Here is a 24,696-nt window from a genome sequence, read left to right on the forward strand (position 1 = left end):
AAAAAGAAAATGCCCGCTGCAACAGCGGGCATTTCTTATTCAGCAGGCGGCTTCAGGCGAAYGAGTAGAACACCCGGAACTGGACCTTGCGCTCGGCCCAGAACTCGGCCGCGTCGCGGAAGACGTCGAGCAGCACCTCACGCCCTTCCTTGTCGAATTTCTGCGCAATCGGCAGTCCTTCCAGCACGATCACGAAGCCCGGCTGCGGGCCGGCCTTGTGGATCATGTCCGTCAGGCAATCAGACAGCGCATCGAAATTCTTGCCGAAATGCTTCGGGAAGGTGAATTCCGTGGCAATCGTCTCAAGGATCTCCGCCTTGCTCGCGCAATGGGCGCAATTGGCGTACAGGAAATGCTGGTTCAGCGCGGCGGCCGCGTGGGCCAGTTCAGGCACGCGGAACGCGCGAATCGACTGGACGATGTTCGGACGCACCGTCTTGAACAGGTTCATGGCTCCCTCGCTGGTGCCGTCGTCGGCCCAGGTCACCATGGCGGGCGCGCATGCGGGCGGAAGTCTGTGCGTGAGCTCCTGTCGGGGCATCATGAGCACGTTGTCATAAAGGTTCTGGGCCTGATGGTGGGCCCGTTGCCAGCCATCTCCGGCGCCGCGCTCCTCGCGGGCGGCAAGGGCGTCGCCCAATCCGAAAATGTCAGTCATCATTTGGTTATCCGTTTGAAACTGTTGTAGTGGTCTTCCGTGTAATAGCAGTCGTTGGCGGCGCGCTGATCCCCACCACAAACGATCCGCCTGGCTCCCCGATTCCGGCTTTTGGTGTTGCTGTTCTTGACGGTGTATTCGCGGTAATACCCGCGCGGCTGCTGCGGCAGGATGCGTTCGTAATTACCGAACCGCGAACCATCCTTGTCGAACGGAAACGGCCCGCCGGACTCGATGCGCTCCAGTGTCTGGCGCGCATCGTTGGGCAACTGCTGCGTGGCGATGGTTCCCGCCATGCCGTCGATGCTGGCGCCCAGATCCTGCGTCGCCTGCCGAGCCACCGCAACCTGCGCACCGGTGGCGATGGCCACCGACAGCGCCGCGCCCGCCAACACATGGCCCAGGCGTCGTGCCAGGCTCAGGGACTGCCAAAGTGACTGCCGCTGCGTCTGGTTCGGGGAAATCCTGGATCCCACGTTATCGAAATATTGGTTGGACGGTCATTCCGGCGCGCGAAACCTGCTCGCGGGCACCGGCGCGCCCGGGACGAGCGCCTGCATTCAAAGGCGTAAGGTTACGCGCATGTCCACCAATAATCAATCCCTGCGCGCCGCCGCGCCGGAAATCTTCAATTGTTTCAATATGTTATTTGGATGTGGGCGCATACTAACCTTGCATACGATGCCCCGAACGGCTGCATGAAAAAAGCCGGGCGAACCCGGCTTTCCTGATACCGCGTGGCAAATACCCGACTTCAGCGCTTGGCCGCCGCATCCACCACGACCAGCGAGGTCATGTTGACGATACGCCGCACCGTGGCCGACGGCGTCAGGATGTGCACCGGCTCCTTCACGCCGAGCAGGATCGGGCCGATGGCCACGTTATTGCCCGCCGCCACCTTGAGCAGGTTGTACGAGATGTTGGCTGCGTCGATATTCGGGCACACCAGCAGGTTGGCCTCGCCCACCAGCGCGCCGTCCGGCACCAGCGAATCACGCAGCTTCTGGTCGAGCGCGCTGTCGCCGTGCATCTCGCCATCCACCTCGAGTTCCGGTGCGCGTTCGCGCAGGATGGCGAGCGTATYGCGCATCTTGCGTGCCGAAGGCGCCTCGGACGTACCGAAGTTCGAATGCGACAGCAGGCCCACCTTCGGCTCGATGCCGAAGCGCTTGAGTTCTTCCGCCGCCATCATCGTGATCTCGGCCAGTTCCTCGGCGGTCGGGTCGATRTTGACGTGGGTGTCCACCAGGAAGATCTGGCGGCCCGGCAGGACCAGCCCGTTCATGGCCGCGTAGACCTTGTTCGTGCCGCCCAGCACCTGGTCGATGTAGCGCAGGTGCGCGGCCGTGGTGCTGACCGTGCCGCAGATCATGCCATCGGCCTCGCCCTTCTTGACCAGCATGGCGCCGATCAGCGTCGTACGGCGGCGCATCTCCAGCTTGGCGTACTGCTGGGTGATGCCCTCGCGCGCCATCATCTTGTAGTAGCTTTCCGAATAATCCCGGAAACGCTCGTCGTGCTCGGGGTTGACCACGGTGAAGTCCACGCCCATGCGCAGGCGCAGGCCGAAGCGCTCGATGCGGTGCGTCAGCACGGCCGGACGACCGATCAGGATCGGGTTGGCCAGCTTTTCGTCGACGATGACCTGCACTGCGCGCAGCACGCGCTCTTCCTCGCCCTCGGCGAAGACGATGCGCTTCTTCTCCATCTCGACCTTGCGCGCTGCCGCGTAGATCGGCTTCATCAGCGTGCCCGAGTGGTACACGAACTGCTGGAGCTGGAGGCGGTAGGCGTCCATGTCCTCGATCGGACGCGCGGCCACGCCGGACTTGGCGGCGGCCTCGGCCACGGCCGGGGCGATCTTGACGATCAGGCGCGGATCGAACGGCTTCGGGATCAGGTATTCCGGGCCGAAGGACAGGTCCTGGATGCCGTAGGCCGTCGCCACGATGTCGCTCTGTTCCTGGCGCGCCAGTTCGGCCACGGCGTGCGCGGCGGCCACTTCCATTTCACGCGTGATCGTCGTGGCGCCGCAATCGAGCGCGCCGCGGAAGATGAACGGGAAGCAGAGGACGTTGTTGACCTGGTTCGGGTAGTCGGTACGGCCCGTGGCGATCACGGCGTCCGGACGCACTTCCTTGACCAGCTCCGGCATGATTTCCGGATTCGGATTGGCGAGTGCCAGCACCAGCGGCTTGTCGGCCATGCGCTGGACCATGTCCTGCTTCAGCACGCCGGCAGCGGACAGGCCCAGGAAGATGTCGGCGCCATCGATGACTTCGGCCAGCTTGCGCTTGTCGGTCTTCTGCGAGAAACGCGCCTTTTCCGGGTCCATCAGCTCGGTACGGCCTTCGTAGACCACGCCGACCAGATCGGTCACCCAGATGTTTTCGATGGGCAGGCCCAGGTCCACCAGCAGGTCCAGGCAGGCCAGCGCGGCCGCGCCGGCGCCCGAGGCGACCAGCTTGACCTCGGAGATGTCCTTGCCCACCACCTTCAGGCCGTTGATGACCGCCGCGCCCACCACGATGGCGGTGCCGTGCTGGTCGTCGTGGAAGACGGGAATCTTCATCCGCTCACGCAGCGTGCGCTCCACGTAGAAGCATTCCGGCGCCTTGATGTCCTCAAGGTTGATGCCGCCGAAGGTCGGCTCGAGCGAGGCGATGATATCGACCAGCTTCTGCGGGTCTTTTTCGTCGATCTCGATGTCAAACACATCGATACCGGCGAATTTCTTGAACAGGCCGGCCTTGCCTTCCATGACCGGCTTCGAGGCTGCGGCGCCGATGTCGCCCAGGCCCAGCACGGCCGTGCCGTTGGTGATCACGGCAACGAGGTTGCCACGCGCGGTGTAGCGGAAGGAATTGGCCGGATCGGCAACGATCTCCTCGCAAGCGGCGGCAACGCCTGGCGAATAGGCCAGGGCCAGGTCGCGCTGGTTCGAGAGCGGCTTGGTCGGGGTGACGGAGATCTTGCCCGGGGTCGGAAACTCGTGATACTCGAGCGCGGCCTTGCGCAGCGCCTCACGCTGCTGTTGTTTCAGATCGTCTTGGGACGGGGACTGCTGAGGACTGGTCATCTGCGCATCTTCCGATCGGTGGAGCCGCACTGAAATTCGCGGAAAACCGAGCGGGCCGGCTCCACGTACCCGCTGTCTCTGCTTTTTGAACTGCGCATTTTATATTGTGAAATATTATTTCACAATAAGCGTTTTGCGCGAGGCAGCTTTGCGTTTCGGTACAATATGCCGCATGCCGAAGGGCTTGACCACCGGTAATCTCCCACGGCTTTTTTCGCCAAACSCCCATCCCCCATGCCGGACCCCGCCAGCGCCCCGCTTTCCGAATTCGACCTGATCCGCCAGTTCTTCACCCGGCCAGTCCACAAGGCCGCGTTGGGCGTAGGCGACGATTGCGCGCTGATCGAGGGCCGTCCGGGCCATCAACTGGCCATTAGCACCGACATGCTGGTCAGCGGCCGCCATTTCTTCCCCGATGTGCCCCCGCGTGCGCTCGGCCACAAGGCAYTGGCGGTCAACCTCTCCGATCTTGCCGCGATGGGCGCCGAACCWCGCGCCTTCACGCTCGCGCTSGCCTTGCCCGAGGCGGACCCCGCCTGGCTGGCCGAACTGGCCGCCGGCATGCTGGCGCTGGCCGATGCCCACGGCTGCGAGCTGATCGGCGGCGATACGACCAAGGGACCGCTTACGCTGTCGATTACCGTGTTCGGCGATGTGCCCGGCCGTCAGGCGCTGCGCCGCGATGCCGCGCGGCCCGGCGACGATATCTGGATCTCCGGCACCCTCGGCGACGCCCGCCTGGCGCTGGGCGACTGCCGGGGCGAATGGCTGCTGCCCGAGCCGGATTTCACGATCATCCGGCCGCGCATGGACACCCCCACCCCGCGCGTGGCGCTGGGCATGGCGCTGCGTGGCATCGCCCATGCCGCGCTCGATATCTCGGACGGGCTGATCGGCGACCTCGGCCATATCCTCACCCGGTCGGCGCTGGGCGCGATCATCGACGTGGATGCGCTGCCTCGCTCCGAAGTGCTCGGCGCCCAGCCGCTGGCGCGCCAGCGCGAATGCGTACTGGCCGGCGGCGATGACTACGAACTGTGCTTCACGGCGCCCGTCGGCGCGCGCGAAGCCATCGCCGGCATCTCCCGGCAACTCGGCCTGCCGCTGACGCGTGCCGGCAGCATCACACCGGAGCCGGGCCTGCGCCTGGTGGATGGTGACGGCAACCCCTACGCCTTCAGCGGCACCGCGTTCGACCACTTCGCTTCCTGACACTTCGCGCACGAGCCATGTCATGATGCCGCCATGCGCTCGGCGGGAGCCACCGCCGCGCGCCATATGACAAAAGCAAGACAGACGAGCCAACTCCTGATGTCCGCCTATCCTCCCGGGGCCGCGCCGCGCGACCCTGTTCCCCCCGTCACGCTGGAAGCGGGACAAACCGCGCGCGTCACGCGCCCCACCGCGCGCTTCATGCTCGGCCATCCCGCACGCGCCATCGCACTCGGCTTTGGCTCGGGGCTGTCGCCGGTCAGCCCGGGCACGGTCGGCACGCTGTACGGCTGGCTGTCGTTCGTTGTGATCTCGATGTGGATCGAGCCGTCCACGTGGCTCTGGATCATCGCCGGCGGTTTCCTCGTCGGCATCTGGGCGTGCCGGCGTACCGCGCGCGATATGGGCGTGTATGACCATGGCAGCATGGTCTGGGACGAGATCGTGGCGTTCTGGCTGGTGCTGCTGTTCGTCACCCCCACCGGCTTCTGGGGCCAGTTCGCGGCGTTCCTGTGGTTCCGCCTGTTCGACATCGCCAAACCCGCACCCATCGCCTACTACGACCGCACGCTCAAGGGCCCCGGCCTGCTCGGCGCGTTTGGCGTGATGTTCGACGACATCTTCGCGGCCTTCTACACCCTGCTCGTGTTCGCGCTCTGGCGCTCGTTCTGAGCGGGCATCGCATCGTCAAATAAGGATTCGTCGATATGTCCGTCAGTCGCCTGCTTGACCAGCTTGCCATCCAGGCCGGATCCGTCCTTGCGGAACATTCGCTGATGCTTGCCACGGCGGAATCGTGCACCGGCGGCCTCGTCGCCGCCGCGATCACCGATGTGGCCGGGTCGTCGGGCTGGTTCGAGCGCGGCTTCGTCACGTATTCGAACGAAGCCAAGTCCACGATGCTGGGGGTGCCGGCGAAGCTGATCCGCGATCATGGCGCGGTCAGCGAGGAAGTGGCCCATGCCATGGCCGAGGGCGCGCTGCTGAACAGCCGCGCGCAGGTGTCGCTGGCGATTACCGGCGTGGCCGGCCCGGGCGGCGGCACGCCGGAAAAGCCCGTCGGCATGGTCTGTTTCGGCTGGAGCAACCGCGTTACCACGCTGACGCAGACGCAGCGGTTCAAGGGCGATCGCGCCCAGATCCGCCGCCAGGCCGCGGAGCATGCCATGCGCGGCCTCTTCGAATTGATCCGAAACGAGCAGTAAGCTGCCCGCTCCGGCGGCTATCACGCTGATCGTCGCTTAACCGTGACGATAGCGGTTGATGGTCTCGCGCGTCTGCAACGCCACATTCCGGGCGGCCGTGGCGAAATCCTTGTCACGGCTCGCGTACAGGATGGCGCGCGAGGAATTGATCATCATGCCGGTGCCGTCGGCGGTGCGGCCGGCCTTCACCGTGGCCTCGATGTCCCCGCCCTGCGCGCCGATGCCCGGAATCAGCAGCGGCATGTCACCCACGATCTGGCGCACCTTGGCGATTTCATTCGGGAACGTGGCGCCGACCACCAGTCCCATCTGCCCGTTAGTATTCCAGCGCTCGCGCGCGGCCTCGGCCACCACCTGGTAGAGCGGCTTGCCGTCGACCTGCAGGAACTGYACGTCCGAGCCGCCCGGGTTGGAGGTCCGGCACAGCACGATCACCCCCCGCCCCGGATGCGCCAGGTACGGCGACATCGAATCGAACCCCATGTACGGGCTGACCGTGACCGCATCGGCGCGGTAGCGCTCGAACGCCTCCACGGCATAGTGCTCGGCCGTGGAGCCGATGTCGCCGCGCTTGGCATCCAGGATCACCGGAATCCCCGGGTGGGCATCGTGGATGTACTCGATCAGTTGCTCGAGCTGGTCCTCGGCGCGCTGCGAATGGAAATAGGCGATCTGCGGCTTGAAGGCGCAGACCAGGTCGGCCGTGGCGTCGACGATCTCCCGGCAGAACGAGAAAATCGCGCCGCCCGTGCTGGTCAGGGACAGCGGCAGCTTGGCCGGGTCCGGATCGAGGCCGACGCACAGCAGGGAATCGTTACGCTGCCATGCGGCGGACAGCTGCTCGGTGAAAGTCATGGGATGCTCGATGTTGGGTAAGGCCCGGGGGCCGGACGTTATCCAAGGATAACGCGGCGGCGCGCCGGCCGGTTGTCGCGGGGCGCCGGCAGCGCGGTCCGGCGCACGATATATGGCGTTGGCGCAATTTTACCCGTTGCGTGCTATCGTTTTCGGGTTTTGCGCTCCCGCTTAATAAGAGCGACCTCGCTACGTCGCCAAATCCCGTCTCGCCTCCCATGACCCTCGATCGCCGCGGCATCGTCCTGCTCGTCATCCTCACGCTCGCCTGGGGCATCAACTGGCCCATCATGAAGGTGGGCGTCGCCCATTTCCCGGCCATGGGCTTCCGGCTGCTCTGCATGGCCGGCGGGCTGGTGGCGCTGGGACTGGCGCTGAAGCTGCGCGGGGAATCCCTCCACGTACCGCGCGCCAGCTGGCCGATGGTGATCAAGCTAGCCATCCCGAACATGGTGATCTGGCACCTGTTCGCGATCTGCGCGGTCAAGATGCTGTCCTCGGGCCGCGCGGCCATCCTCGGCTACACCATGCCGATCTGGGCCGTGGTCTGGGGGCTGGTGCTGTTCCGGGACCGCATCGCCCTGTCCGCCTGGATCGGCATTGCCTGCGCGCTGGCCGGCACGGTGCTGCTGCTCTCGGGAGAGATCGCCGCGCTCACCGGCAGCCCGGCCGGCACCTTGCTGATGCTGGTGGCGGCGGCCGGCTGGGGCCTCGGCACCCAGTTGATGAAGCGGACCCAGGTGGATATTCCCATCGGCGCGCTCACGTTCTGGATGCTGGCCATCACCCTGCCCTTCCTGGGCCTCGGCACGCTGCTGCTGGAGTCGGGCTGGCGCATGCCCACGGCCGTGGAATGGGGCGCCATCGCCTATAACGCCGTGGTGGTCTTCGCCTACTGCCACCTGGTCTGGTTCGCGCTGGCGCGCAGCCTGCCGCCGGTGGTGTCCAGCCTGTCGATCATGTTCATCCCCGTGGTGGGGGTCTTCTCGGGCATGTGGCTGCTCGGCGAGACGCCGCACTGGCAGGACTACGCGGCCATCGTGCTGATGTTCGCGGCGCTGTCTTCGGTGATGCTGGCCCCGCTGCTGCGCCGCCGCCTGTAAGCCAAACGTAGGGCGGCGTTCGCGGCGCGCAACGGGTGGCGCGCGGGATGAGATTTCGCTTAACAAGCCCCCCTGCGTTGGATTACACTCGCGGCCATCAGAATCCCGGAGAAAGTACGTGGGCAGTAGCATCGGGTGTTCGAGTTGCCGCGGTCGTACCGCGACATCGTCGGATGCCATGTCACTGCGGGCTGCGTAACGACGATCCGCGGGGCCCTGCCCTTGCTTATCGACGTCCTTGCCCGCAGACACCTGCGGGTGAGTGTCTTTCCGTTTCCCCCTGCGGCCGTCGCCCTGACTGCCGTGTCGCGCTTCGGATCTTCCCTCTCCCGGCCAGCCAGCCAAACCCAGGCAAACGCCATCGCCTTGCCCGCGCGCCGCTTTGTTGCGGCCGTCCGCAGCGCGATCACGCTTGCCCGTGGCCGCGCCATGGTCACCCGGCTGGCTTGCCTTGCCTGCGCCTGTCTTCGATGCATCGACAACCGCGCCATCAGTAACAAGGAACCCAGGGATGATCAACCTGTTCGTCCTGCAGAAAGGCCGGCTTGCCCAGGAGCAGGTCGACGAGCGCAATGAGCTGCTGCAGCACAAGCCCATCTGGATCGACGTCGTCAGCCCCGACGACGAGGAGCTGGCATGGATCAAGGAAGCCTATAACGTCGTCCTGCCGGAACTCGAGGACCTCGGTGACCTGGAAGCGTCCGCCCGGTATTTCGAGGGCGAGGACGAGAACATCCACATCCGCACCGATTTCCTGCTGGCCGAGGACGAGGCGTCGCGCAACGTGCGCGTGGCCTTCGTGCTCACGCGCGACGTGCTGTTCTCCATCCACGACGAGGATCTGCCGGTGTTCCGGCTGGTGCGCCTGCGCGCGCGCATGCGGCCGGGTTCGGTGCGCAATGCCAAGGACGTGCTGATGGACCTGTACGCCACCGACGCCGAGTACTCCGCCGACTCCATCGAGGAGATCTACGAGCGGCTGGAGGAAGCCAGCCGCCGGGTGCTGGCCGAGAACGTGACCGATGCCGCCGCCGCCGACGTGCTGGAAACCATCGCCCGCGAGGAAGACTTGAACGGCCGCATTCGCCGCAACGTCATGGATACGCGCCGCGCGGTGTCGTTCCTGATGCGCAGCCAGCTGCTGTCCGCCGAGCAGCAGGACGAGGCCCGCCAGATCCTGCGCGACATCGACTCCATCGAAAACCACACCGCGTTCCTGTTCGACAAGATCAACTTCCTGATGGATGCGACGGTCGGTTTCATCAACATCAACCAGAACAAGATCATCAAGCTGTTCTCGGTGGTGTCGGTAGCGCTGATGCCGCCGACGTTGATCGCGAGCATCTACGGGATGAACTTCAAGCTGATGCCGGAACTGGACTGGGCCGCGGGCTACCCGTGGGCCATCGCGCTGATGGCCGTGTCGGCGGCGATTCCGCTGATCTACTTCCGCCGCAAGGGCTGGCTGAGCTGAAGTCAGTGCCAGCGCCAGCGCCCGTTGCCGGAAGCGCTAGTCCGGCAGCGTGGCCGCGCCCATGCGGCGCGCGATGATCGACGCCTTGACGCGGAAGTTGACGTGCACGTTGGCGCAATATGTCTTCTTGTCGAAGCATTTCGGCGCCGGCAGCGCCGCCGCGAGCCGCGCGGCCTGCCCGACGCCTAGCTTGGCGGCCGAGGTGTGGAAGTAGTGCTGGGCGGCGGCCTCGGCACCGAAGACGCCCTCGCCCCACTCCACCGAATTCAGGTAAATCTCAAAGATCCGCTGCTTGTCGAGCCAGAACTCGAGCATCCACGTGATGGCCAGCTCCTGGCCCTTGCGCAGGTAGTGCTGCTCGGGCGCCAGGAACAGGTTCTTGGCGAGCTGCTGCGTGATGGTCGACCCGCCGCGCACGATGCGCCCGCGCTGCTTGTTGCGCTCCCAGGCGGTCAGCATCGCGTCGAGGTCGTAGCCGGGATGATTGACGAAATCCGCGTCCTCGCTGGCGATGACCGCGCGCTTCAGGTGCCGCGAGATGTCGTCGTAGCGCACCCACTCGCGCTCGACCCCGCAACTCCAGACATTGGCGCCGCAGAGCCGCCAGCGCTCGGCGCGCATGAAGGTCGTGGACGATGGGTTCACGACCTGCCACGCRGCAATCTGGAGGAAGAAGTAGAGCTGCATCGCCAGCACGCCCGCCACCAGGCAGCCGGCGAGATAGCCGAGCCAGCGCAGCGGATTGGCCGCGCTGCCGGCACGCGCCGGCGATCGGGAGGAAGTCCGCTGGCGCGCCAAGCCGGGTGGCCTCAGCGGGCGGCTTCGGCCTGGAGCCCGGCTCGCAATTCCGCGAGAACGGGGACAGTGTTGGGCCGCACGCCGCGCCAGTTGTAGAACGCCTCGGCGGCCTGCTCCACGAGCATGCCCAGGCCGTCGCTGGTGCGCGCGCCCCATTGGGCGGCGTAGGCCAGGAACACGGTCGGACGGGCGCCGTACATCATGTCGTAGGCCAGCACGCCCTCGCCCAGCAGGTAGTCAGGCACGGGCGGCACTTCGCCCTGGAGGCTGCTCGACGAGGCGTTGATCACCACGTCGCAGCGCTCTTCCTCGCTCAGGGCGGACAGCGCGTCCAGCCCACCGCCCCACAGTTCCACGTTGTACTGGTCGGCCGCTTCGACGAATTCCTCGAGCATATCGCTCGCCTTGGAAGCGGTGCGATTGGCCACCACGATCCGCGCCGGACGGCACTCGATCAGCGGCAGCATCGCTCCCATGGCCGCGCCACCGGCGCCGAGCAGCAGGATGCGCTTGTCTTCCAGCAGCACGTCCAGGTTGTCCTGGATGTCGCGGACCAGGCCCACGCCGTCGGTGTTATCGCCATGGATCAGGCCGTCCTCGATCCACATCGTATTGACCGCGCCCGCGGCTTCGGCGCGCGGGGTCAGGCGGTCGGCCAGGTCGTACGCTTCCAGCTTGAACGGGGTGGTCACGTTGAAGCCGTGGCCACCTTCGGCCAGGAAGCGGCGCACCGTGTCGGCAAAGGYGCCGAGCGGTGCTTCGAGGCGGTCGTACTGCACGGCTTCGCCGGTCTGGCGCGCGAAGGCGGCGTGGATGGCCGGCGAGCGGCTGTGCGAAACGGGGTTGCCCACCACCACGTAGCGGTCTTGCTGCACGGGCGGGTTCGGCTGGGAAGTCAGGTCTGTGGTCATCAACGGGGTTGCAGGCGGACGTCGAGCCCGCTCCGCGTGAACTTGAACGTGGAAATGACTTCCAGGATGTCCTGGCGCTGTTGCATTTCCGGGGTAAAGGCGCCGAACGGCGCGGCGGCGCGCACGATGGCCACGGCCTGGCGGTCCAGCGCGGGGTCGCCCGAACTCTTGGCCACGTCGATGGACTCGACGTTGTAGCCGTCGCGGTTATAGCCGAGCTTGCCGAGCCGGTTGACGTTGATCACCAGGATCAGCTGGCCGTACAGCGGCTTGCCATTGCGCTGGGGGAAGTCGCTCGTGCCGCGCGTCTCGATCTTGCGGCGCAGGCGGTCGTAATACTGGGCGTAGTCCACGCCCTGCGCGCTGGTCGCGGTCAGCTGCATGCGCTTGGGCCGCTTGGCGTACTGCTCCAGGTTCCGGCCGATCTCGGCCTCCAGCCGTGCCATCTCGGTCACGGCGGTGCGGTCGTCCTGGCCACGCGTGGGGGCCGGCTGCYGCTGTTCGCCCGGCTTCACGGGCTGGCTGCGCACGCTCGGCGCGGCTTCGCGCGATTGCGTCATCAGCCGGCGCTGGTCTTCTTCCAGTTGCTCGATGCGGCGCTGCGTCAGCCGCATCAGGTCGCCATCCTTGGACTCGGTCTGCGCCGGCAGCGGCGTGGTGGCACGCTGGGCGTCGTGGTCGCCGCCGCCGTCCAGGTTGGCCTGGGCCAGCACGGTCGGGTTGCGGGGGCGTTCGGCGGACTTGGAGTTGACCAGCACCACGTCGAGCTGCGGATCGGACCGCTTGATCTCGAAGACTTCGGGCGCGGCAATCCGCACCATCAGGATCAGCGCGTGAATGGCCACCGACACGGCCAGCGCCTTGGCCAGCGTGCCGCTGGAATGCCACCACTGCAGGGGATGGCGGGGAGCAACAAGAACGGCGTTCACGATGGCGGTGGGCGGGAGCGTCCGGAAATGCAGACAGTGAATACGAAGGGCGGCCACCCCACCGCAGGCGGGGTTGGCCGGATCAGACTTCGATTGTAAGGGAGCGGATTGCTTTTCCGAAGGGGTCAGGCCGTCGGGCYGGCCCCGGTGTCGCGTGGCGCCGACGCCTCGTCGTCCGARGCGGGCTCGGCGCCCTCCCCGGCCGGGGTTTCCTGGCCTTCCGGCGCCCCTTCCGAGCCACCCTCGGCAGCCGCTTCCGCCGCATCTTCGGCCGCCGCCTCGGCAGCGGCCTCGGCCGACACTTCCGCCGCCTCCTCGTCGCTCTCCAGCTCTTCCTCGGGGACTTCGCCTTCCCCGGCGAAGACCTCAAGCACGCGGCACGACACTTCCAGCGAAATCTCGTCCGTCGAGGCAATCTCGAGCAGCACCTGGGTGCCCCGGGCCGCCTGCGCCAGTTCCGCCACGCGCGTGACCAGCGGAATCTCGGTAAAGCGCACCGCGCCTTCCTTGAGCACGGTCGCCATCAGCTTCTCGCGGCCTTCCTGGGCCAGCCAGCGCAGGCACCAGTAGCGTTCCATCGTCGACTGGTGCTCGGCATAGGCCGCATAGGTGCCTTCGAAGTCCGCCACAGCGGCCAGCAGGYCGGCATCCTTGGGCTTGAACGGCGCCACCAGCTTGGCCGTGACGCCATGCTGCGCCACCGCCAGGATCTGCCACTGGTTCACCAGATCGACGTAACGGCGCAGCGGCGAGGTGCTCCACGCGTACTGCGCCACGCCCAACCCCTCATGCGGCGCCGGGTAGGTCTGCATCCGCGTACGGTGCATGCCCCACGCCTTCTGGGTGCGATAGATGCCCGGCACGCCGTGGTCGGCCAGCAGCTTGCCCCACGTGCTGTTGGCCAGGATCATCAGCTCGGCCACGATCTTGTCCAGCGGGGAGCCCCGGCGGCGCTGCTCGATGCGCACGCGCTCGGCGCCGCCTTCGAGTTGATCGATATAGAAGTTGTAGTCAGCCCGGTTGTGCGACTCCGGCCGCAGCCCGCTGGCGAGGCGCGCGCGCTGGCGCTCGTCATGCAGGTGGTTGGCCAGGTGGAACAGGTGCGTCAGCGCGGAGCGGAACGGGTAGTCGCCGGTGCCGTTGGCCAGCGCGGCCTCGGTCACCACGTCCTCGAGCAGGTTGTGGCGCAGGTTGGCGGCAATCGGCACCCGCTCGGCGCGGGTTTCGCTGGCGGTGATGGCGATGCCGTCCGGTGTGTTCGGGTCCACCGTCACATAGAGCGACAGCGCCGGGCAGGTGCGCCCTTCCTGGAGCGTGTAGCGCTCCACGATGGGGTCCGGCAGCATGGTGATCTTGTCGCCCGGGAAGTACACCGTGGACAGACGATGCCGCGCGATGGCGTCGAGCGCATCGCCACGCTTGATGCCCAGCGCCGGCGCAGCAATGTGGATACCCACGCGCAGCTTGCCGCCGTCGAGTTCGGTGACGGACAGCGCGTCGTCGATCTCGGTCGTCGTCACATCGTCGATCGAGAACGCCTGCACGTCGGCCAGCGGCAGGTCGCCGCCCGGCTCCGGCACGTCCACGTCCGGGAAGCCGGTGCCCTTCGGGAAGCATTCGGAGAGGAACTTGGCCTCGTGCAGCGCGCGCGGGCTGGACACGCCGCCTACGGCCACCATCAGCCGCATCGGCGTCATGCCGAGCGCCGTGCAGGCGGCGTCCATCGCCTTGAATTCGAGGCTGTTCTTGTCCGGCTTGAACAGCAGTTGCAGCACCTTGCCCCGGAACGCGTCCGGCAGCGTCCGCGCCTTGAGCTGGTCTTCATAGCCGGCCTGCACCAGCGCCTGCTGCTTCTTGCGTTCGACGGCGGCCAGCGCGGCCTGCAGCTGGTCTTCCGGGGCGCGCAGGTAGCGGCCACGGCCCTTGCGGCGGAAATAGACCGGGTTGCCATGCAGCGCCATGGCCAGCGCGGCCTGCTGCACCGGGCCGGCATCGGCGCCGTAGTATTCGGCGGCCAGCTCGGCAAAGCCGAATTCCTCGGCCGGCGCGCATTCCCAGAGGAAGTCGAGGTCGATGTCGGCGGTCAGGTCGCCGGTCTGCCGCACCATTTCGATTGCCGACGGCTGGGCAAACTGCAGCAGCACGTCGCGCGCCTTCACCTTGGTGCGTTTGCCTGCTGGCAATTCCACCTGGTAGGCCTCGCCCTGCTGGGCGAGCACGGTGCCGGCGCGAATTTCGCCGCCTTCTTCAAACAGCAACTGCATGGATCGGTACTTTCAGAAATGCCGGGCGCCGTCACCGCGTGAGCGTGGGAGCGGGTTCCCGGGCAGAGTCGACGGACCGCCCGTGATGGATGGGCGCCGTGGGCCGCCATATGGCAATGGGTCCGGCAGATGTGGCCGGTCGGACTCCGGATGATACCGCACCGCCGCCGGCGCAGGCCGGCGCAGCAGGTCTGGCAGGAAGACCTCGGTCACCAGCATGGTGCCGCCGCCGCGCCGGAACACCGAGCGCCGCGCGGGCAGCATCGGCACATCCTGCATGGCCGGCACCACGCGGGCCAGGGCCTGCCGCAGCGGATGCTCCGGACGCAGCCGCGCAAACTGGAACGGCTCGCGCCGCACGCGCGGATCGATAAACAGCGCCCCACCGAGCGGGCGCTCACCTAAGCCGCGCAGGAACGGCCAGTCGCGCGGCGCGTGGTGCGGATCGACGATGGTATGGGCGAAGATGGCCGGCACATCGTCGCAGATAAGCAGCACTTCGCGCGTGATGGCCGGCACGGGCCGGATCAGGCCGATGGTCCGCCATTCATCGGCAAACGGCCGTTGGAGCGACTGGGCGAGCCGCTTGACGCGGAACTGCGCGGAGGCGGCCATCAGCCGGGCGGTCAGCGAGCCCTCGCCAATCACCCAGCGGCGCAGGTTGAAGGGGATGTCGGCATCGAACGGCAAATGCGCCCGCCACGCGCCGGTGCGCGGCGTCCGGTACAGCGAATCGCTCATGCCGGGTCCGGGCGGGAGGCGGGCAGCTTGCCGCCGGGGCCGTAGCCGCAGAAAGCGAGCACGTCGTCCACGTAGTCTTCGAACTCGCTGATGCCGTGGTCGCTGCCTTCGATGATGCGGATGTGGGCACCCGGGCAGGCTTCGACCATCTCGCGGTAGTCGAGCACCTCGTCGCCAGTCGCCGCCAGCAGGTAATAGCGCGCTGGTTTTGTGATCTTTTCGACATGCAGATCGAGCAATTCCTGAAGGTGGCTACGCTCCACCACGACCGACCCGCCGCCGTGATACAGCGGCTGCTCGCCCAGGTACTTCTCCAGGTCGGTCCACGGATGGATCGCCGGATTGAGCAGCACCGCACGGCAGCCATGGCGCTCGGCCAGCCAGCGCGCATAGAAGCCGCCCAGCGACGAACCGATGATGGCGATGTCCGTCTCGCCCCCGGCGCGGGCGCCCCGAATGGCGGCCTCGGCCTGGGCGATGGCCTGGGCCGGCGAGACATTGAGCGTGGGGCAGGCGAAATATTTCTCCACGCCCCAGGCGCGCATCCGCTCTTGCACAAGCCGCGACTTGAACGATTGCGGCGAGGAGCGGAAGCCGTGCAGATACAGCAGCATCGTCGGACCCTTGTCGATTCTTGATCAGGCGGCGAGCGCGTCGAGCAGCTTCTGATGCACGCCGCCGAAGCCGCCATTGCTCATCACGAGCACATGGTCGCCGGGGCGGGCGGCTGCCGTGACGGCCGCGACCAGCTCGCCGAGGTCCTGATAGGCGGCGGCCTTGTCGCCAAGTGGTGCCAGCGCCTCACCGAGGTTCCAGCCCAGCGCGTCCTTGCCCGCCGGCGCACCGTAGCCGAACACCCGATCGGCGCCTTCCAGGCTGGCCGGCAGTTGCGCGGCCATGACGCCGAGCTTCATCGTATTGGAGCGCGGCTCCAGCACAGCCAGGATGCGGGCGTTGCCCACCCGGCGGCGCAGGCCGTCGAGCGTGGTCTGGATGGCCGTGGGATGGTGCGCGAAGTCGTCATAGACCGTGATGCCGTTGGCCACGCCGCGCACTTCCATGCGGCGCTTGACGTTGGCGAAGCGACCCAGCGACTCGATGGCCTGCGCCGGCGTCACGCCCACATGGCGGGCGGCGGCGATGGCAGCAATCGCGTTCATGCGGTTGTGGGTGCCTTGCAGGTCCCAGACGACCGTGCCCTGCACCGCATCGCCGAACCAGACATCGAAGGCATCCTTGCCCGCCGGGGCCGGCGCCTGCGCATCGCTCTCTTTCCAGTCGCCCACGCCGAACTGCTCGACCTCGCTCCAGCAGCCGCGCTCCAGCACGCGCGCCAGCGCCGGCTCCACGCCGTTCACGAGGATGCGGCCCTGACCCGGCACGGTGCGCACCAAGTGATGGAATTGCGTCTCGATGGCGGCAAGATCCGGGAAGATGTCGGCGTGATCGAACTCGAGGTTGTTCAGGATGGCCGTGCGCGGGCGATAGTGGACGAACTTGCTGCGCTTGTCGAAGAAGGCTGTGTCGTATTCGTCGGCTTCGATGACGAAGAAGTCCGATGGTGTCAGTCGCGCGGAGATACCGAAGTTTTGTGGCACGCCGCCGACCAGGAAGCCCGGGTTGTAGCCAGCGTCCTCAAGGATCCAGGACAGCATCGACGTGGTGGTCGTCTTGCCATGCGTACCGGCCACCGCCAGCACCCATTTGCCGTTGAGCACGTGCTCGCCCAGCCATTGCGGGCCGGAGACGTACGGCAGATTGCGATCGAGGATGGCTTCCATCAGCRGATTGCCRCGCGACACCACGTTGCCGATCACGAACAGGTCCGGCTCCAGCGAGAGCTGGGACGGGTCGAAGCCTTCGATCAGGTCGATGCCCTGGGCTTCCAGCTGGGTGCTCATGGGCGGGTAGACGTTGGCGTCGCAGCCGGTCACGCGGTGACCCGCCTGCCGGGCGAGGACCGCAAGGCCGCCCATGAAAGTACCGCAGATGCCGAGGATGTGAATATGCATGGGATGCGTCGGGGGAAATGGCGTGCGCCCGGGGCGCCGGGCGGGATAGCGGTCGATTGTACCCGAGCCCTCCGCCCGGACTGCGACACCCGGCCGCGGCACCAAGCCCGGCACCACGACCAGGCAAGCGGCGTATCATCGCGGCATGTCCAGACGCAACATCCCCGACCCGACCCGCGTACGCGAGGAAATCGCCCAGGCCGCGGCCCGCATGATCGCCGAGGACGGCGCCGACTACGCCACCGCCAAGCGCAAGGCCGCCAAGCAGCTGCTCGGCGACATGCGCGTTGCCGGCGAATGGCTGCCTGATAACGACATGATCGAGGAAGAAGTCCGCGCGTACCAGGCACTGTTCCATCCCGAGAGCCAGCCGCGCATCCTTGCGCTGCTGCGCCGGCTGGCCGTGCTGGCGATGGAAGACTTGGCCAGTTTCCGGCCTTATCTGGTCGGCGCGGTGCTCAACGGCACGGCCACCGAGCATTCCGATGTCTATCTGCAATGCTTCTGCGACAGTCCCAAGGACGTCGCGCTGCACCTGCTCAACGCCGGCGTGGACTTCGACACCAGCGAAGGCCGGCACTTCGCCGGCCGGGGCGACGTGGAGACGCTGAGCTTCCTGTGGCGCGGCCAATGGCCGGCGGCGCGCGAATGCCGCGCGCTGGCCGGCGAGGTCCGCGCGGAACTTGGCGCGCCGGTCGGCATTCATATTGCGCTGTACGATGCCATCGACGAACGCGGCGCCGTGCGGGCGGATGCCAGCGGGCGCGTCGCGCGTGCCGACCTGGCCGCCGTGCGCGCCCTGAGCACCCCCGAGCCGGCCGAACCGCCCGCGCCCTGATCCTCCGAACCCTCTCTATATAGATAGCGCCCCCAGATGACCGCCTCCGCACCCGGCTCCACCCCCATCCGCCGCTCCCGCCTGGGCCTGTGGCTCGTCGTTGCCATCGTGGCCGCCGCTGGCGGCGCCATCGTCGGTCATTTCGCGTTATCTCCCAAGCCGGTGGCCGACCAGGCCGTCGAGACCTTCTTCCAGACCAAGATGCCGGACCCCGCCGGGGTGGAACTGGATCTGACCAAGCTGCGCGGCAAGACCCTGGTGGTGAACTTCTGGGCGCCCTGGTGCGGCCCGTGCGTGGAAGAAATGCCCGAGTTGACGGCCTTGCATGGCGAATATGCCCAGCGCAACGTCGAATTCGTCGGCATCGGCATCGATTCGGCCAGCAATATCCAGCAGTTCCTCAAGAAGGTGCCGGTGGCCTATCCACTGGCCGTGGCCGGGTTCGCAGGCACCGAGCTGTCGCGCAGTTTCGGCAACGCGCAGGGGGGCCTRCCCTATACCGTGGTCATCAACCCCGACGGCTCGGTGAAATACCGCAAGATGGGCCGCGTGCACGCCGAGGAATTGCGCAAGGTGCTGCCCGGCGCGTGAAATCGGGCTTCTGGGCCGAAACACGGCCCAACTGCCCGGGATCTCCGCTCAATGGGGTGACTACCACCCCAGTCTGAGCGCGCGGACACCAAATTCCGTGAGAAGACTCTGAAATGCGCCGGCCACGCCACGTGGCCTTGTATCGCGTGCTAGACAAATCCCTCTAAGCTACGGTAATCTCCGCGCAATTTCGTTGATCTGGTCGAGCTACCGTGTCTTCAACTCCCGCCGAAAACGGCGCCGCGCGCTACCGGAAGGTGCTGGTCCTGCATGGACCGAACCTCAATATGCTGGGCACGCGCGAACCGCAGACGTACGGGCACACGACGCTCGCCGACATCAACGATGCGCTGGCAAAACGCGCCGCCACGGCTGGCCTGGATCTTGATACGTTCCAGTCCAACCATGAAGGGGCGCTGGTGGATCGTATCCAGGCAGCACGCGGCGAGGGGGTGGACTTCATCCTCATCAACCCGGCAGCCTATACGCACACCAGCGTAGCGCTGCGCGATGCCCTGGCCGCCGTGGCGATCCCGTTCGTGGAGATACATCTGTCGAACGTGCATCGCCGCGAACCGTTCCGTCATCACTCGTATTTCTCGGATCAGGCCGTGGGCGTGATCTGCGGCCTGGGCTGGCAGGGTTACCTGCTGGCACTGGAATACGTGCTGGGGCAGACGGCCGCGGCCCCGGGCGATTGAAGGCTGCCCGCGCGTCGGCACAGCATCAGGAATGCCCGGACCCTGCCTCGCGGCCAGCGCGGCAGACCAATCAATGACTCACCGCCGCCGTTTCCTTCCCTCGGGAGGAGACCGGACAACCCGATTCTGGAGGATAAGAAGATGGACCTGCGCAAGCTGAAGACGCTGATCGACCTGGTGGCCGAATCCGGCATCTCGGAACTGGAAGTCACCGAAGGTGACGGCAAGGTACGCATCGTCAAGGCGCCGCCCCAGGTGATCGCCGCCCCGATGGCCATGCCCCAGATGCAGGCCCTGCCGGGCGCTGCCCCCGTCGCCCCGATGGCGCCGGCCGCCGCACCGGAAGCCGCCCAGGTTCCGTCGGGCCACGTCGTCACCTCGCCGATGGTCGGCACGTTCTACCGCGCACCGTCGCCGGGCGCCGCCCCGTTCGTGAACGTGGGCGACACCGTCAAGGAAGGCCAGACCGTCTGCATCATCGAGGCCATGAAGCTGCTCAACGAAATCGAGTGCGACAAGGCCGGCGTGATCAAGGAAATCCTGGTCGAGAACGGCCAGGCCGTCGAATACGGCCAACCGCTGTTCGTGATCGGCTGATGCGAGCCTGCCCGCCGCGCCCCCGTCGCCCGCGCCCAATCGGCCCCGGCACGGGGATCGGGGCGGGCCTGCATCGCCCCTGCTCCCCCATGCTTGGCACGCTTCAGGCCGCCGCGTGGCGCCCTGCTTTGCAACACCGGCCCCGCGCCGGGGCCCGACTTGCCGGGCCGGCACCCGTTCTCGCAGAGAGAGACCATGTTTGAAAAAATTCTGATCGCGAACCGGGGCGAAATCGCCCTTCGCATCCAGCGCGCCTGCCGCGAGCTGGGTATCAAGACCGTGGTGGTGTACTCGGAAGCCGACAAGGAAGCCAAGTACGTCAAGCTGGCCGACGAGGCCGTCTGTATCGGCCCGGCGCCGTCCCCGCTGTCGTACCTGAACATGCCGGCCATCATCTCGGCCGCCGAGGTCACCGACGCCCAGGCCATCCACCCGGGCTACGGCTTCCTGTCGGAGAACGCCGACTTCGCCGAGCGCGTGGAGAAGTCCGGCTTCGTCTTCATCGGCCCGACCTCGGACAGCATTCGCCTGATGGGCGACAAGGTGTCCGCCAAGCAGTCCATGATCAAGTCCGGCGTGCCGTGCGTGCCGGGCTCCGAAGGCGCCCTGCCCGACGACCCCAAGGAAATCCTGGCCACCGCGCGCCGCGTGGGCTATCCGGTCATCATCAAGGCCGCTGGCGGCGGTGGTGGCCGTGGCATGCGCGTGGTGCACACCGAGGCCGCGCTGATCAACGCCGTCAACATGACGCGCGAGGAAGCCGGCCGCGCCTTCGGCAACCCCGAGGTCTACATGGAGAAGTTCCTGGAGAATCCGCGCCACGTGGAAATCCAGATCCTGGCAGACCAGCACCGGCAAGCCATCTGGCTGGGCGAGCGTGACTGCTCGATGCAGCGCCGCCACCAGAAGGTGATCGAGGAAGCACCGGCCCCGCACATCCCGCGCCGCCTGATCGAGCGCATCGGCGACCGCTGCGCCGAGGCCTGCAAGAAGATCGGCTACCGGGGCGCCGGCACGTTCGAGTTCCTGTACGAGAACAACGAGTTCTACTTCATCGAGATGAACACGCGCGTGCAGGTGGAACACCCGGTCACCGAGATGATCACGGGCATCGACATCGTGCAGGAACAGATCCGCATCGCCTACGGCGAGAAGCTGCGCTTCCGCCAGAAGGACGTGCAGATCCAGGGCCACGCCCTCGAGTGCCGGATCAACGCCGAGGACCCGTTCAAGTTCACGCCGTCGCCGGGCCGCATCACCGCCTGGCACATGCCGGGCGGCCCCGGCGTGCGGGTGGACTCGCACGCGTATGATGGCTACTTCGTGCCGCCTAACTACGATTCGATGATCGGCAAGATCATCACGTACGGCGCCACGCGTGACCAGGCCATCGCCCGCATGCGCATCGCGCTGTCGGAGATGGTGGTGGACGGCATCCTGACCAATGTGCCGCTGCACCGCGAACTGATGCTCGATGCCAACTTCGTCGAAGGCGGCACCAGCATCCATTATCTTGAACACCGCCTGGCCCAGAAGGCCGTGGCCAAGGGCGAGAAGGCCTGAGGCCCCGCCTCGGCCGGCATCGTCGCAGCAAGGAATCACGTGGCTTTCCAGGAATGTGTGATCGAAATTGCGCAGGAGCAGGCCGAGGCCTGGTCCGACGCATTGTTCGACCTCGGCGCGCTGTCGGTCTCGGTGGAAGACGCCGATGCCGACACGCCCGATGAGCAGCCGCTGTTCGGCGAGCCCGGGCTCGAGCCGACGCGGCTGGCCTGGAACCGCTCGCGCGTGGTGGCCCTGTTCGAYGACGAGACCGACCCGGCGCTCGTGGTGGCTGCGGCCGCCAACGCGCTGAATGTCGATCCGGTGCCGGACTWCGCGTTGCGCGCGGTGGAAGACCAGGACTGGGTGCGCCTGACCCAGTCGCAGTTCGCGCCGATCCGCATCGGCGAACGGCTCTGGGTGGTGCCGTCGTGGCACGACGCCCCGGAGCCGGACGCCGTGGTGCTGGAGCTGGACCCCGGCCTGGCCTTCGGCACGGGCAGCCATCCGACCACGCGGCTGTGCATGCAGTGGCTCGAGCAGAACGTGCGGGCCGGCGAGACCGTGCTCGATTACGGCTGCGGCTCGGGCATCCTGGCCATCGTCGCCAAGAAACTCGGTGCGGGCGATACGCTCGGCATCGACATCGATCCGAATGCCGTGGAGGCGTCGCGCTACAACGCGGAACGCAACCAGGTGGCGGCCACTTTCGCGCTGCCGGATTCCGTATCAGACGCCACCTACAACCTCGTGGTGGCCAATATCCTCTCCAATCCGCTCAAGCTGATGGCGGCCATGCTCAGTGCGCGCGTGCGCCCGGGCGGCCGGCTGATCCTCTCGGGCGTGCTGGAACGGCAGGCGGACGAAGTGGCCGCCGCCTATGCGCCCTGGCTGGCCATGTCGGTCTGGCGCAGCGAGGAAGGCTGGGTCTGCCTGCACGGCACCCGCGCCGACGCCGCCAGCTCCTCCGCCAACCCTTCCTGATTCGACACCATGGCTGCCGCCAAGCTTGTCACGCGTTGTCCGGCCTGCCGCACCGCGTTCCGGCTTGTGGCGGACCAGTTGCGCCTGCGCCAGGGCCTGGTCCGTTGCGGACAGTGCGATACCGTCTTCGACGCGCGCGAACACCTGATTGAAGTGCCGGTACCGGCCGCCTCGGCTGCCGCGCCGACGCCTGCGCCGGTGCCGACGACGGTGTCAACGACTGCCGGCCCGAGCGTGGCCGCTGCGCTGGCCCATGCCGAGCAGGCCCAGGCCAACGCGCGTGCCCATGCGCAGGAAACGCCGTTCGATCCGGGCTTCGATCCCGGCTATGACGTGCCGGCGCTCGATTCGCCGACCATGATGATGCCGGAGGCCGAGCAGCCGCCGGTACGGCAAGAGCCAGCACCCGAGGCGCCACCGGCGCCGCAGCCGGARGTGGAACTGGGTCTGGCGCCGGAACATGAGAACGAAGTCGAGCCGGAACCGGTGGTTGTGCCAGAACCGGAACCGGCGYCCGTGGCGGAAGTTGCGCCCGAGCCGGAACCCGAACCCGAGCCCGAGCCCATAGAGGAAGCCGCAGCGCCCGCGCCTGTCGCGCCGTCGGCACCCTGGCCGACCCTCGATCATTCGGCCTTTGGCGAACCTCCCCCTGCCCCGGCGGCACCCGCCCCGGCCGTGCCGGCGCACTCGTCACTCGACCCCGCTGCGGCATTCGCCCCGGCGTCGGCCAGCCCGCCGCCGTCCGGCGCGTACAGCGCCAGGGCCGCGTGGCCGCCGGTGCCGTCCTCGAGTCCATCCCCCAGCCCCACGCCGGAGGCGGCCGAGYCGCTGCCGCCGACCAACCCCTTCCCGCATACCGAGCCGGTACGCAGCGCGAGCGAATACCTGCGTGCCGCCGATCCCACCGTGGCGCCGGCCGAGGAATTCGCGCGTGAAGGGRAGGACGATGTCGCGTCGGCCAGCGCCAATGCGCTCGATACGTCGCGCGAGGGCACGCCCGATGCCATCGCACGCGAATCCACCACGCGCCACTGGATCCGCCGCGAGGTATCGCCGGGCCCGGTCTTCGCCCCCGATTTCCTGCGCCACGCGCGTGACCGCGAACGCGCGCGCCCGGCACGCGCCAAGGTGGTCGTGCCTGTCAGCAAGCGCGTCTGGGTGCGCATCGCCGTGGTGCTGCTGGCCATCGGCGCGCTGCTGCAGGGCGCCTACCTCGGCCGCAGCCAGCTGGCCGGCCGCGTGCCGGTGCTGCGTCCGCTGCTCGAGGCCGCCTGTGCGCCACTTGGCTGCGAGGTGCCGCCCTGGCGCGACCTCGAAGCGCTGCGCATCGACAGCTCCCAGCTTCAGAAACAGGACGAGGCRACCGATGTTTACCAGCTCGCCGTCACCATGCGTAACCAGGGCCGCGCCACTACCGCGCTGCCCGCGATCGAACTGGTGATGACCGACCTGCAAGACCAGTTGCTGCTGCGCCGCGTGCTSCAACCGACCGAATACCTCGAGCCCGCGCAGCGTGCCTTCGCAACGCTGGGCCTGCGCGCGGGCAGCGAGCTGCCGGTTCGGGTACGATTCCGGACAGACCAGACGGCGGCCAACTACCGCGTGCTGATCTTCTACCCCTGATATCCAGCGCCCCGCCGCGCCGCCGGTTCGCACCGGGCAGCGCGGACGAACATCCCATCCCAGTACAGGAGTGACCATGAGCAATGTGACCCTCGGCGGCAACGCCATCGAAGTTGGCGGCAAGTTTCCCCAGGCAGGCGACAAGGCCCCCGACTTTTCCCTCGTGGGCAAGGACCTGAAGGATGTGAAGCTGGCCGACTTCGCCGGCAAGCGCAAGGTGCTGAACATCGTGCCGAGCCTGGATACGCCGGTGTGCCAGGCATCCGCCCGCAAGTTCAATGAAGCTGCCAGCACGCTGGACAACACCGTGGTGCTGACCATCTCGGCCGACCTGCCGTTCGCCATGGGCCGCTTCTGCACGGCCGAAGGCCTGGCCAACGTGGTGCCGCTCTCGACCATGCGTGGCGCCGAGTTCAAGAACGCCTATGGCGTGGACATCAAGACCGGCCCGCTGGCCGGCGTGGCCGCACGCGCCGTGGTCGTGCTCGACGAAAACAACGCTGTGAAGTACAGCGAACTCGTGCCCGAGATCAAGCAAGAACCGAACTACGACGCCGCCCTGGCCGCGTTGAAGTAAGC

23 protein-coding genes and 1 pseudogene are annotated in these 24,696 nt (G+C 67.1%); 13 read left to right on the forward strand and 11 right to left on the reverse strand.

The genetic code is table 11. The features are described from left to right. Positions 1–52: 52 nt before the first annotated feature. The 3 genes from AB4Z27_RS03425 to AB4Z27_RS03435 form a co-directional block, all read right to left on the reverse strand. Positions 53–661, reverse strand: coding sequence for a barstar family protein (locus tag AB4Z27_RS03425; RefSeq protein WP_092298740.1), 609 nt, complete (start codon positions 659–661; stop codon positions 53–55). Then, the gene (locus tag AB4Z27_RS03430) at positions 658–1,053 is read right to left on the reverse strand and encodes a ribonuclease domain-containing protein (protein ID WP_092298737.1); all 396 of its coding nucleotides are present in this window, start codon (positions 1,051–1,053) and stop codon (positions 658–660) included. Before AB4Z27_RS03430 ends, AB4Z27_RS03425 begins: the two co-directional genes overlap by 4 nt. A 359-nt stretch (positions 1,054–1,412) precedes the next feature. Beyond that, entirely contained in the window at positions 1,413–3,737 is a 2,325-nt protein-coding gene (locus AB4Z27_RS03435; RefSeq protein ID WP_441643903.1) for an NADP-dependent malic enzyme, read from the reverse strand. A 234-nt stretch (positions 3,738–3,971) separates the two neighbouring features. Here AB4Z27_RS03435 and thiL point away from each other — a divergent pair, with 234 nt between their 5' ends. The 3 genes from thiL (at position 3,972) to AB4Z27_RS03450 (ending at position 6,154) form a co-directional block, all read left to right on the forward strand. Next, a complete protein-coding gene (gene thiL / locus AB4Z27_RS03440) occupies positions 3,972–4,949 on the forward strand; it encodes a thiamine-phosphate kinase (RefSeq protein WP_092298731.1) in 978 nt (325 codons plus the stop codon). A gap of 99 nt (positions 4,950–5,048) precedes the next feature. Then, positions 5,049–5,621 (forward strand): phosphatidylglycerophosphatase A family protein, encoded by a 573-nt coding sequence (locus AB4Z27_RS03445; protein WP_092298728.1) that lies wholly within the window; start codon positions 5,049–5,051, stop codon positions 5,619–5,621. 35 nt (positions 5,622–5,656) lie between these two features. Then, positions 5,657–6,154 carry a CinA family protein gene (locus AB4Z27_RS03450; RefSeq protein WP_092298726.1) on the forward strand — a complete coding sequence of 166 codons (498 nt, stop codon included), beginning with the start codon at positions 5,657–5,659 and terminating at the stop codon, positions 6,152–6,154. A 36-nt stretch (positions 6,155–6,190) separates the two neighbouring features. Here AB4Z27_RS03450 and pyrF read toward each other — a convergent pair whose 3' ends face one another. Beyond that, a complete protein-coding gene (pyrF, locus tag AB4Z27_RS03455; protein ID WP_092298723.1) occupies positions 6,191–7,009 on the reverse strand; it encodes an orotidine-5'-phosphate decarboxylase in 819 nt (272 codons plus the stop codon). 218 nt (positions 7,010–7,227) lie between these two features. Between pyrF and AB4Z27_RS03460 the strand changes: the two genes are divergently transcribed. Beyond that, the gene (locus AB4Z27_RS03460; protein WP_092298720.1) at positions 7,228–8,112 is read left to right on the forward strand and encodes a DMT family transporter; all 885 of its coding nucleotides are present in this window, start codon (positions 7,228–7,230) and stop codon (positions 8,110–8,112) included. A gap of 511 nt (positions 8,113–8,623) precedes the next feature. After that, entirely contained in the window at positions 8,624–9,586 is a 963-nt protein-coding gene (gene corA, locus AB4Z27_RS03465) for a magnesium/cobalt transporter CorA (protein ID WP_092298717.1), read from the forward strand. Between the two features lie 36 nt (positions 9,587–9,622). On the opposite strand, the gene mtgA is transcribed toward corA, so the two are convergent. The 7 genes and pseudogenes from mtgA to mpl form a co-directional block, all read right to left on the reverse strand. Continuing rightward, the gene (gene mtgA, locus AB4Z27_RS03470) at positions 9,623–10,324 is read right to left on the reverse strand and encodes a monofunctional biosynthetic peptidoglycan transglycosylase (RefSeq protein WP_441592375.1); all 702 of its coding nucleotides are present in this window, start codon (positions 10,322–10,324) and stop codon (positions 9,623–9,625) included. A gap of 71 nt (positions 10,325–10,395) precedes the next feature. Continuing rightward, entirely contained in the window at positions 10,396–11,295 is a 900-nt protein-coding gene (aroE, locus tag AB4Z27_RS03475; protein ID WP_441643904.1) for a shikimate dehydrogenase, read from the reverse strand. Next, on the reverse strand, positions 11,295–12,224 hold the full coding sequence (locus AB4Z27_RS03480) for an energy transducer TonB family protein (protein ID WP_441643905.1): 930 nt from the start codon (positions 12,222–12,224) through the stop codon (positions 11,295–11,297). The genes aroE and AB4Z27_RS03480 overlap by 1 nt, the downstream gene beginning before the upstream one ends. Before the next feature lie 125 nt (positions 12,225–12,349). Continuing rightward, the gene (locus AB4Z27_RS03485) at positions 12,350–14,488 is read right to left on the reverse strand and encodes a ribonuclease catalytic domain-containing protein (protein ID WP_441643906.1); all 2,139 of its coding nucleotides are present in this window, start codon (positions 14,486–14,488) and stop codon (positions 12,350–12,352) included. A gap of 168 nt (positions 14,489–14,656) precedes the next feature. Beyond that, positions 14,657–15,229, reverse strand: a pseudogene (locus AB4Z27_RS03490) (chorismate--pyruvate lyase family protein); the annotation flags it as partial. Then, positions 15,226–15,843 (reverse strand): YqiA/YcfP family alpha/beta fold hydrolase, encoded by a 618-nt coding sequence (locus tag AB4Z27_RS03495; RefSeq protein ID WP_441643907.1) that lies wholly within the window; start codon positions 15,841–15,843, stop codon positions 15,226–15,228. The pseudogene AB4Z27_RS03490 and the gene AB4Z27_RS03495, both read right to left, overlap by 4 nt. A 24-nt stretch (positions 15,844–15,867) precedes the next feature. Continuing rightward, positions 15,868–17,241: a UDP-N-acetylmuramate:L-alanyl-gamma-D-glutamyl-meso-diaminopimelate ligase gene (mpl, locus tag AB4Z27_RS03500; RefSeq protein ID WP_441643908.1), complete on the reverse strand. Its 1,374-nt coding sequence runs from the start codon at positions 17,239–17,241 to the stop codon at positions 15,868–15,870. Positions 17,242–17,386: 145 nt separating this feature from the next. Between mpl and AB4Z27_RS03505 the strand changes: the two genes are divergently transcribed. From AB4Z27_RS03505 to tpx, 8 genes are all read left to right on the forward strand, one after another. Next, positions 17,387–18,079, forward strand: a complete 693-nt coding sequence (locus AB4Z27_RS03505) for a UDP-N-acetylmuramate--alanine ligase (RefSeq protein WP_441643909.1) — start codon at positions 17,387–17,389, stop codon at positions 18,077–18,079. 36 nt (positions 18,080–18,115) lie between these two features. Continuing rightward, a complete protein-coding gene (locus AB4Z27_RS03510) occupies positions 18,116–18,670 on the forward strand; it encodes a TlpA family protein disulfide reductase (RefSeq protein WP_441592239.1) in 555 nt (184 codons plus the stop codon). Between the two features lie 212 nt (positions 18,671–18,882). Beyond that, positions 18,883–19,371, forward strand: coding sequence for a type II 3-dehydroquinate dehydratase (aroQ, locus tag AB4Z27_RS03515; RefSeq protein ID WP_441592237.1), 489 nt, complete (start codon positions 18,883–18,885; stop codon positions 19,369–19,371). Between the two features lie 141 nt (positions 19,372–19,512). Beyond that, the gene (gene accB, locus AB4Z27_RS03520) at positions 19,513–19,968 is read left to right on the forward strand and encodes an acetyl-CoA carboxylase biotin carboxyl carrier protein (protein WP_092298693.1); all 456 of its coding nucleotides are present in this window, start codon (positions 19,513–19,515) and stop codon (positions 19,966–19,968) included. A 195-nt stretch (positions 19,969–20,163) separates the two neighbouring features. Beyond that, positions 20,164–21,531, forward strand: a complete 1,368-nt coding sequence (accC, locus tag AB4Z27_RS03525; RefSeq protein WP_092298690.1) for an acetyl-CoA carboxylase biotin carboxylase subunit — start codon at positions 20,164–20,166, stop codon at positions 21,529–21,531. 39 nt (positions 21,532–21,570) lie between these two features. Beyond that, on the forward strand, positions 21,571–22,494 hold the full coding sequence (prmA, locus tag AB4Z27_RS03530) for a 50S ribosomal protein L11 methyltransferase (protein ID WP_441643910.1): 924 nt from the start codon (positions 21,571–21,573) through the stop codon (positions 22,492–22,494). Positions 22,495–22,503: 9 nt separating this feature from the next. Next, complete coding sequence (locus tag AB4Z27_RS03535; protein ID WP_441643911.1) at positions 22,504–24,117, forward strand: DUF3426 domain-containing protein; 1,614 nt, start codon at positions 22,504–22,506, stop codon at positions 24,115–24,117. Positions 24,118–24,193: 76 nt separating this feature from the next. Continuing rightward, positions 24,194–24,694, forward strand: coding sequence for a thiol peroxidase (tpx, locus tag AB4Z27_RS03540; protein WP_092298681.1), 501 nt, complete (start codon positions 24,194–24,196; stop codon positions 24,692–24,694). The last annotated feature ends 2 nt before the right edge of the window (positions 24,695–24,696 follow it).

The sequence above is a fragment of the Cupriavidus sp. KB_39 genome, from assembly GCF_052114485.1.
Classification (GTDB): Bacteria; Pseudomonadota; Gammaproteobacteria; order Burkholderiales; family Burkholderiaceae; genus Cupriavidus.

What these genes read in the sequence shown, in the direction of transcription:
- AB4Z27_RS03505 (WP_441643909.1), top strand. Translation starts at nt 17,387, where the DNA reads ATGTCCAGACGCAACATCCCCGACCCGACCCGCGTACGCGAGGAAATC.
- tpx (WP_092298681.1), top strand. Translation starts at nt 24,194, where the DNA reads ATGAGCAATGTGACCCTCGGCGGCAACGCCATCGAAGTTGGCGGCAAG.
- accB (WP_092298693.1), top strand. Translation starts at nt 19,513, where the DNA reads ATGGACCTGCGCAAGCTGAAGACGCTGATCGACCTGGTGGCCGAATCC.
- AB4Z27_RS03445 (WP_092298728.1), top strand. Translation starts at nt 5,049, where the DNA reads ATGTCCGCCTATCCTCCCGGGGCCGCGCCGCGCGACCCTGTTCCCCCC.
- corA (WP_092298717.1), top strand. Translation starts at nt 8,624, where the DNA reads ATGATCAACCTGTTCGTCCTGCAGAAAGGCCGGCTTGCCCAGGAGCAG.
- AB4Z27_RS03460 (WP_092298720.1), top strand. Translation starts at nt 7,228, where the DNA reads ATGACCCTCGATCGCCGCGGCATCGTCCTGCTCGTCATCCTCACGCTC.
- AB4Z27_RS03495 (WP_441643907.1), bottom strand. Translation starts at nt 15,843, where the DNA reads ATGCTGCTGTATCTGCACGGCTTCCGCTCCTCGCCGCAATCGTTCAAG.
- accC (WP_092298690.1), top strand. Translation starts at nt 20,164, where the DNA reads ATGTTTGAAAAAATTCTGATCGCGAACCGGGGCGAAATCGCCCTTCGC.
- AB4Z27_RS03450 (WP_092298726.1), top strand. Translation starts at nt 5,657, where the DNA reads ATGTCCGTCAGTCGCCTGCTTGACCAGCTTGCCATCCAGGCCGGATCC.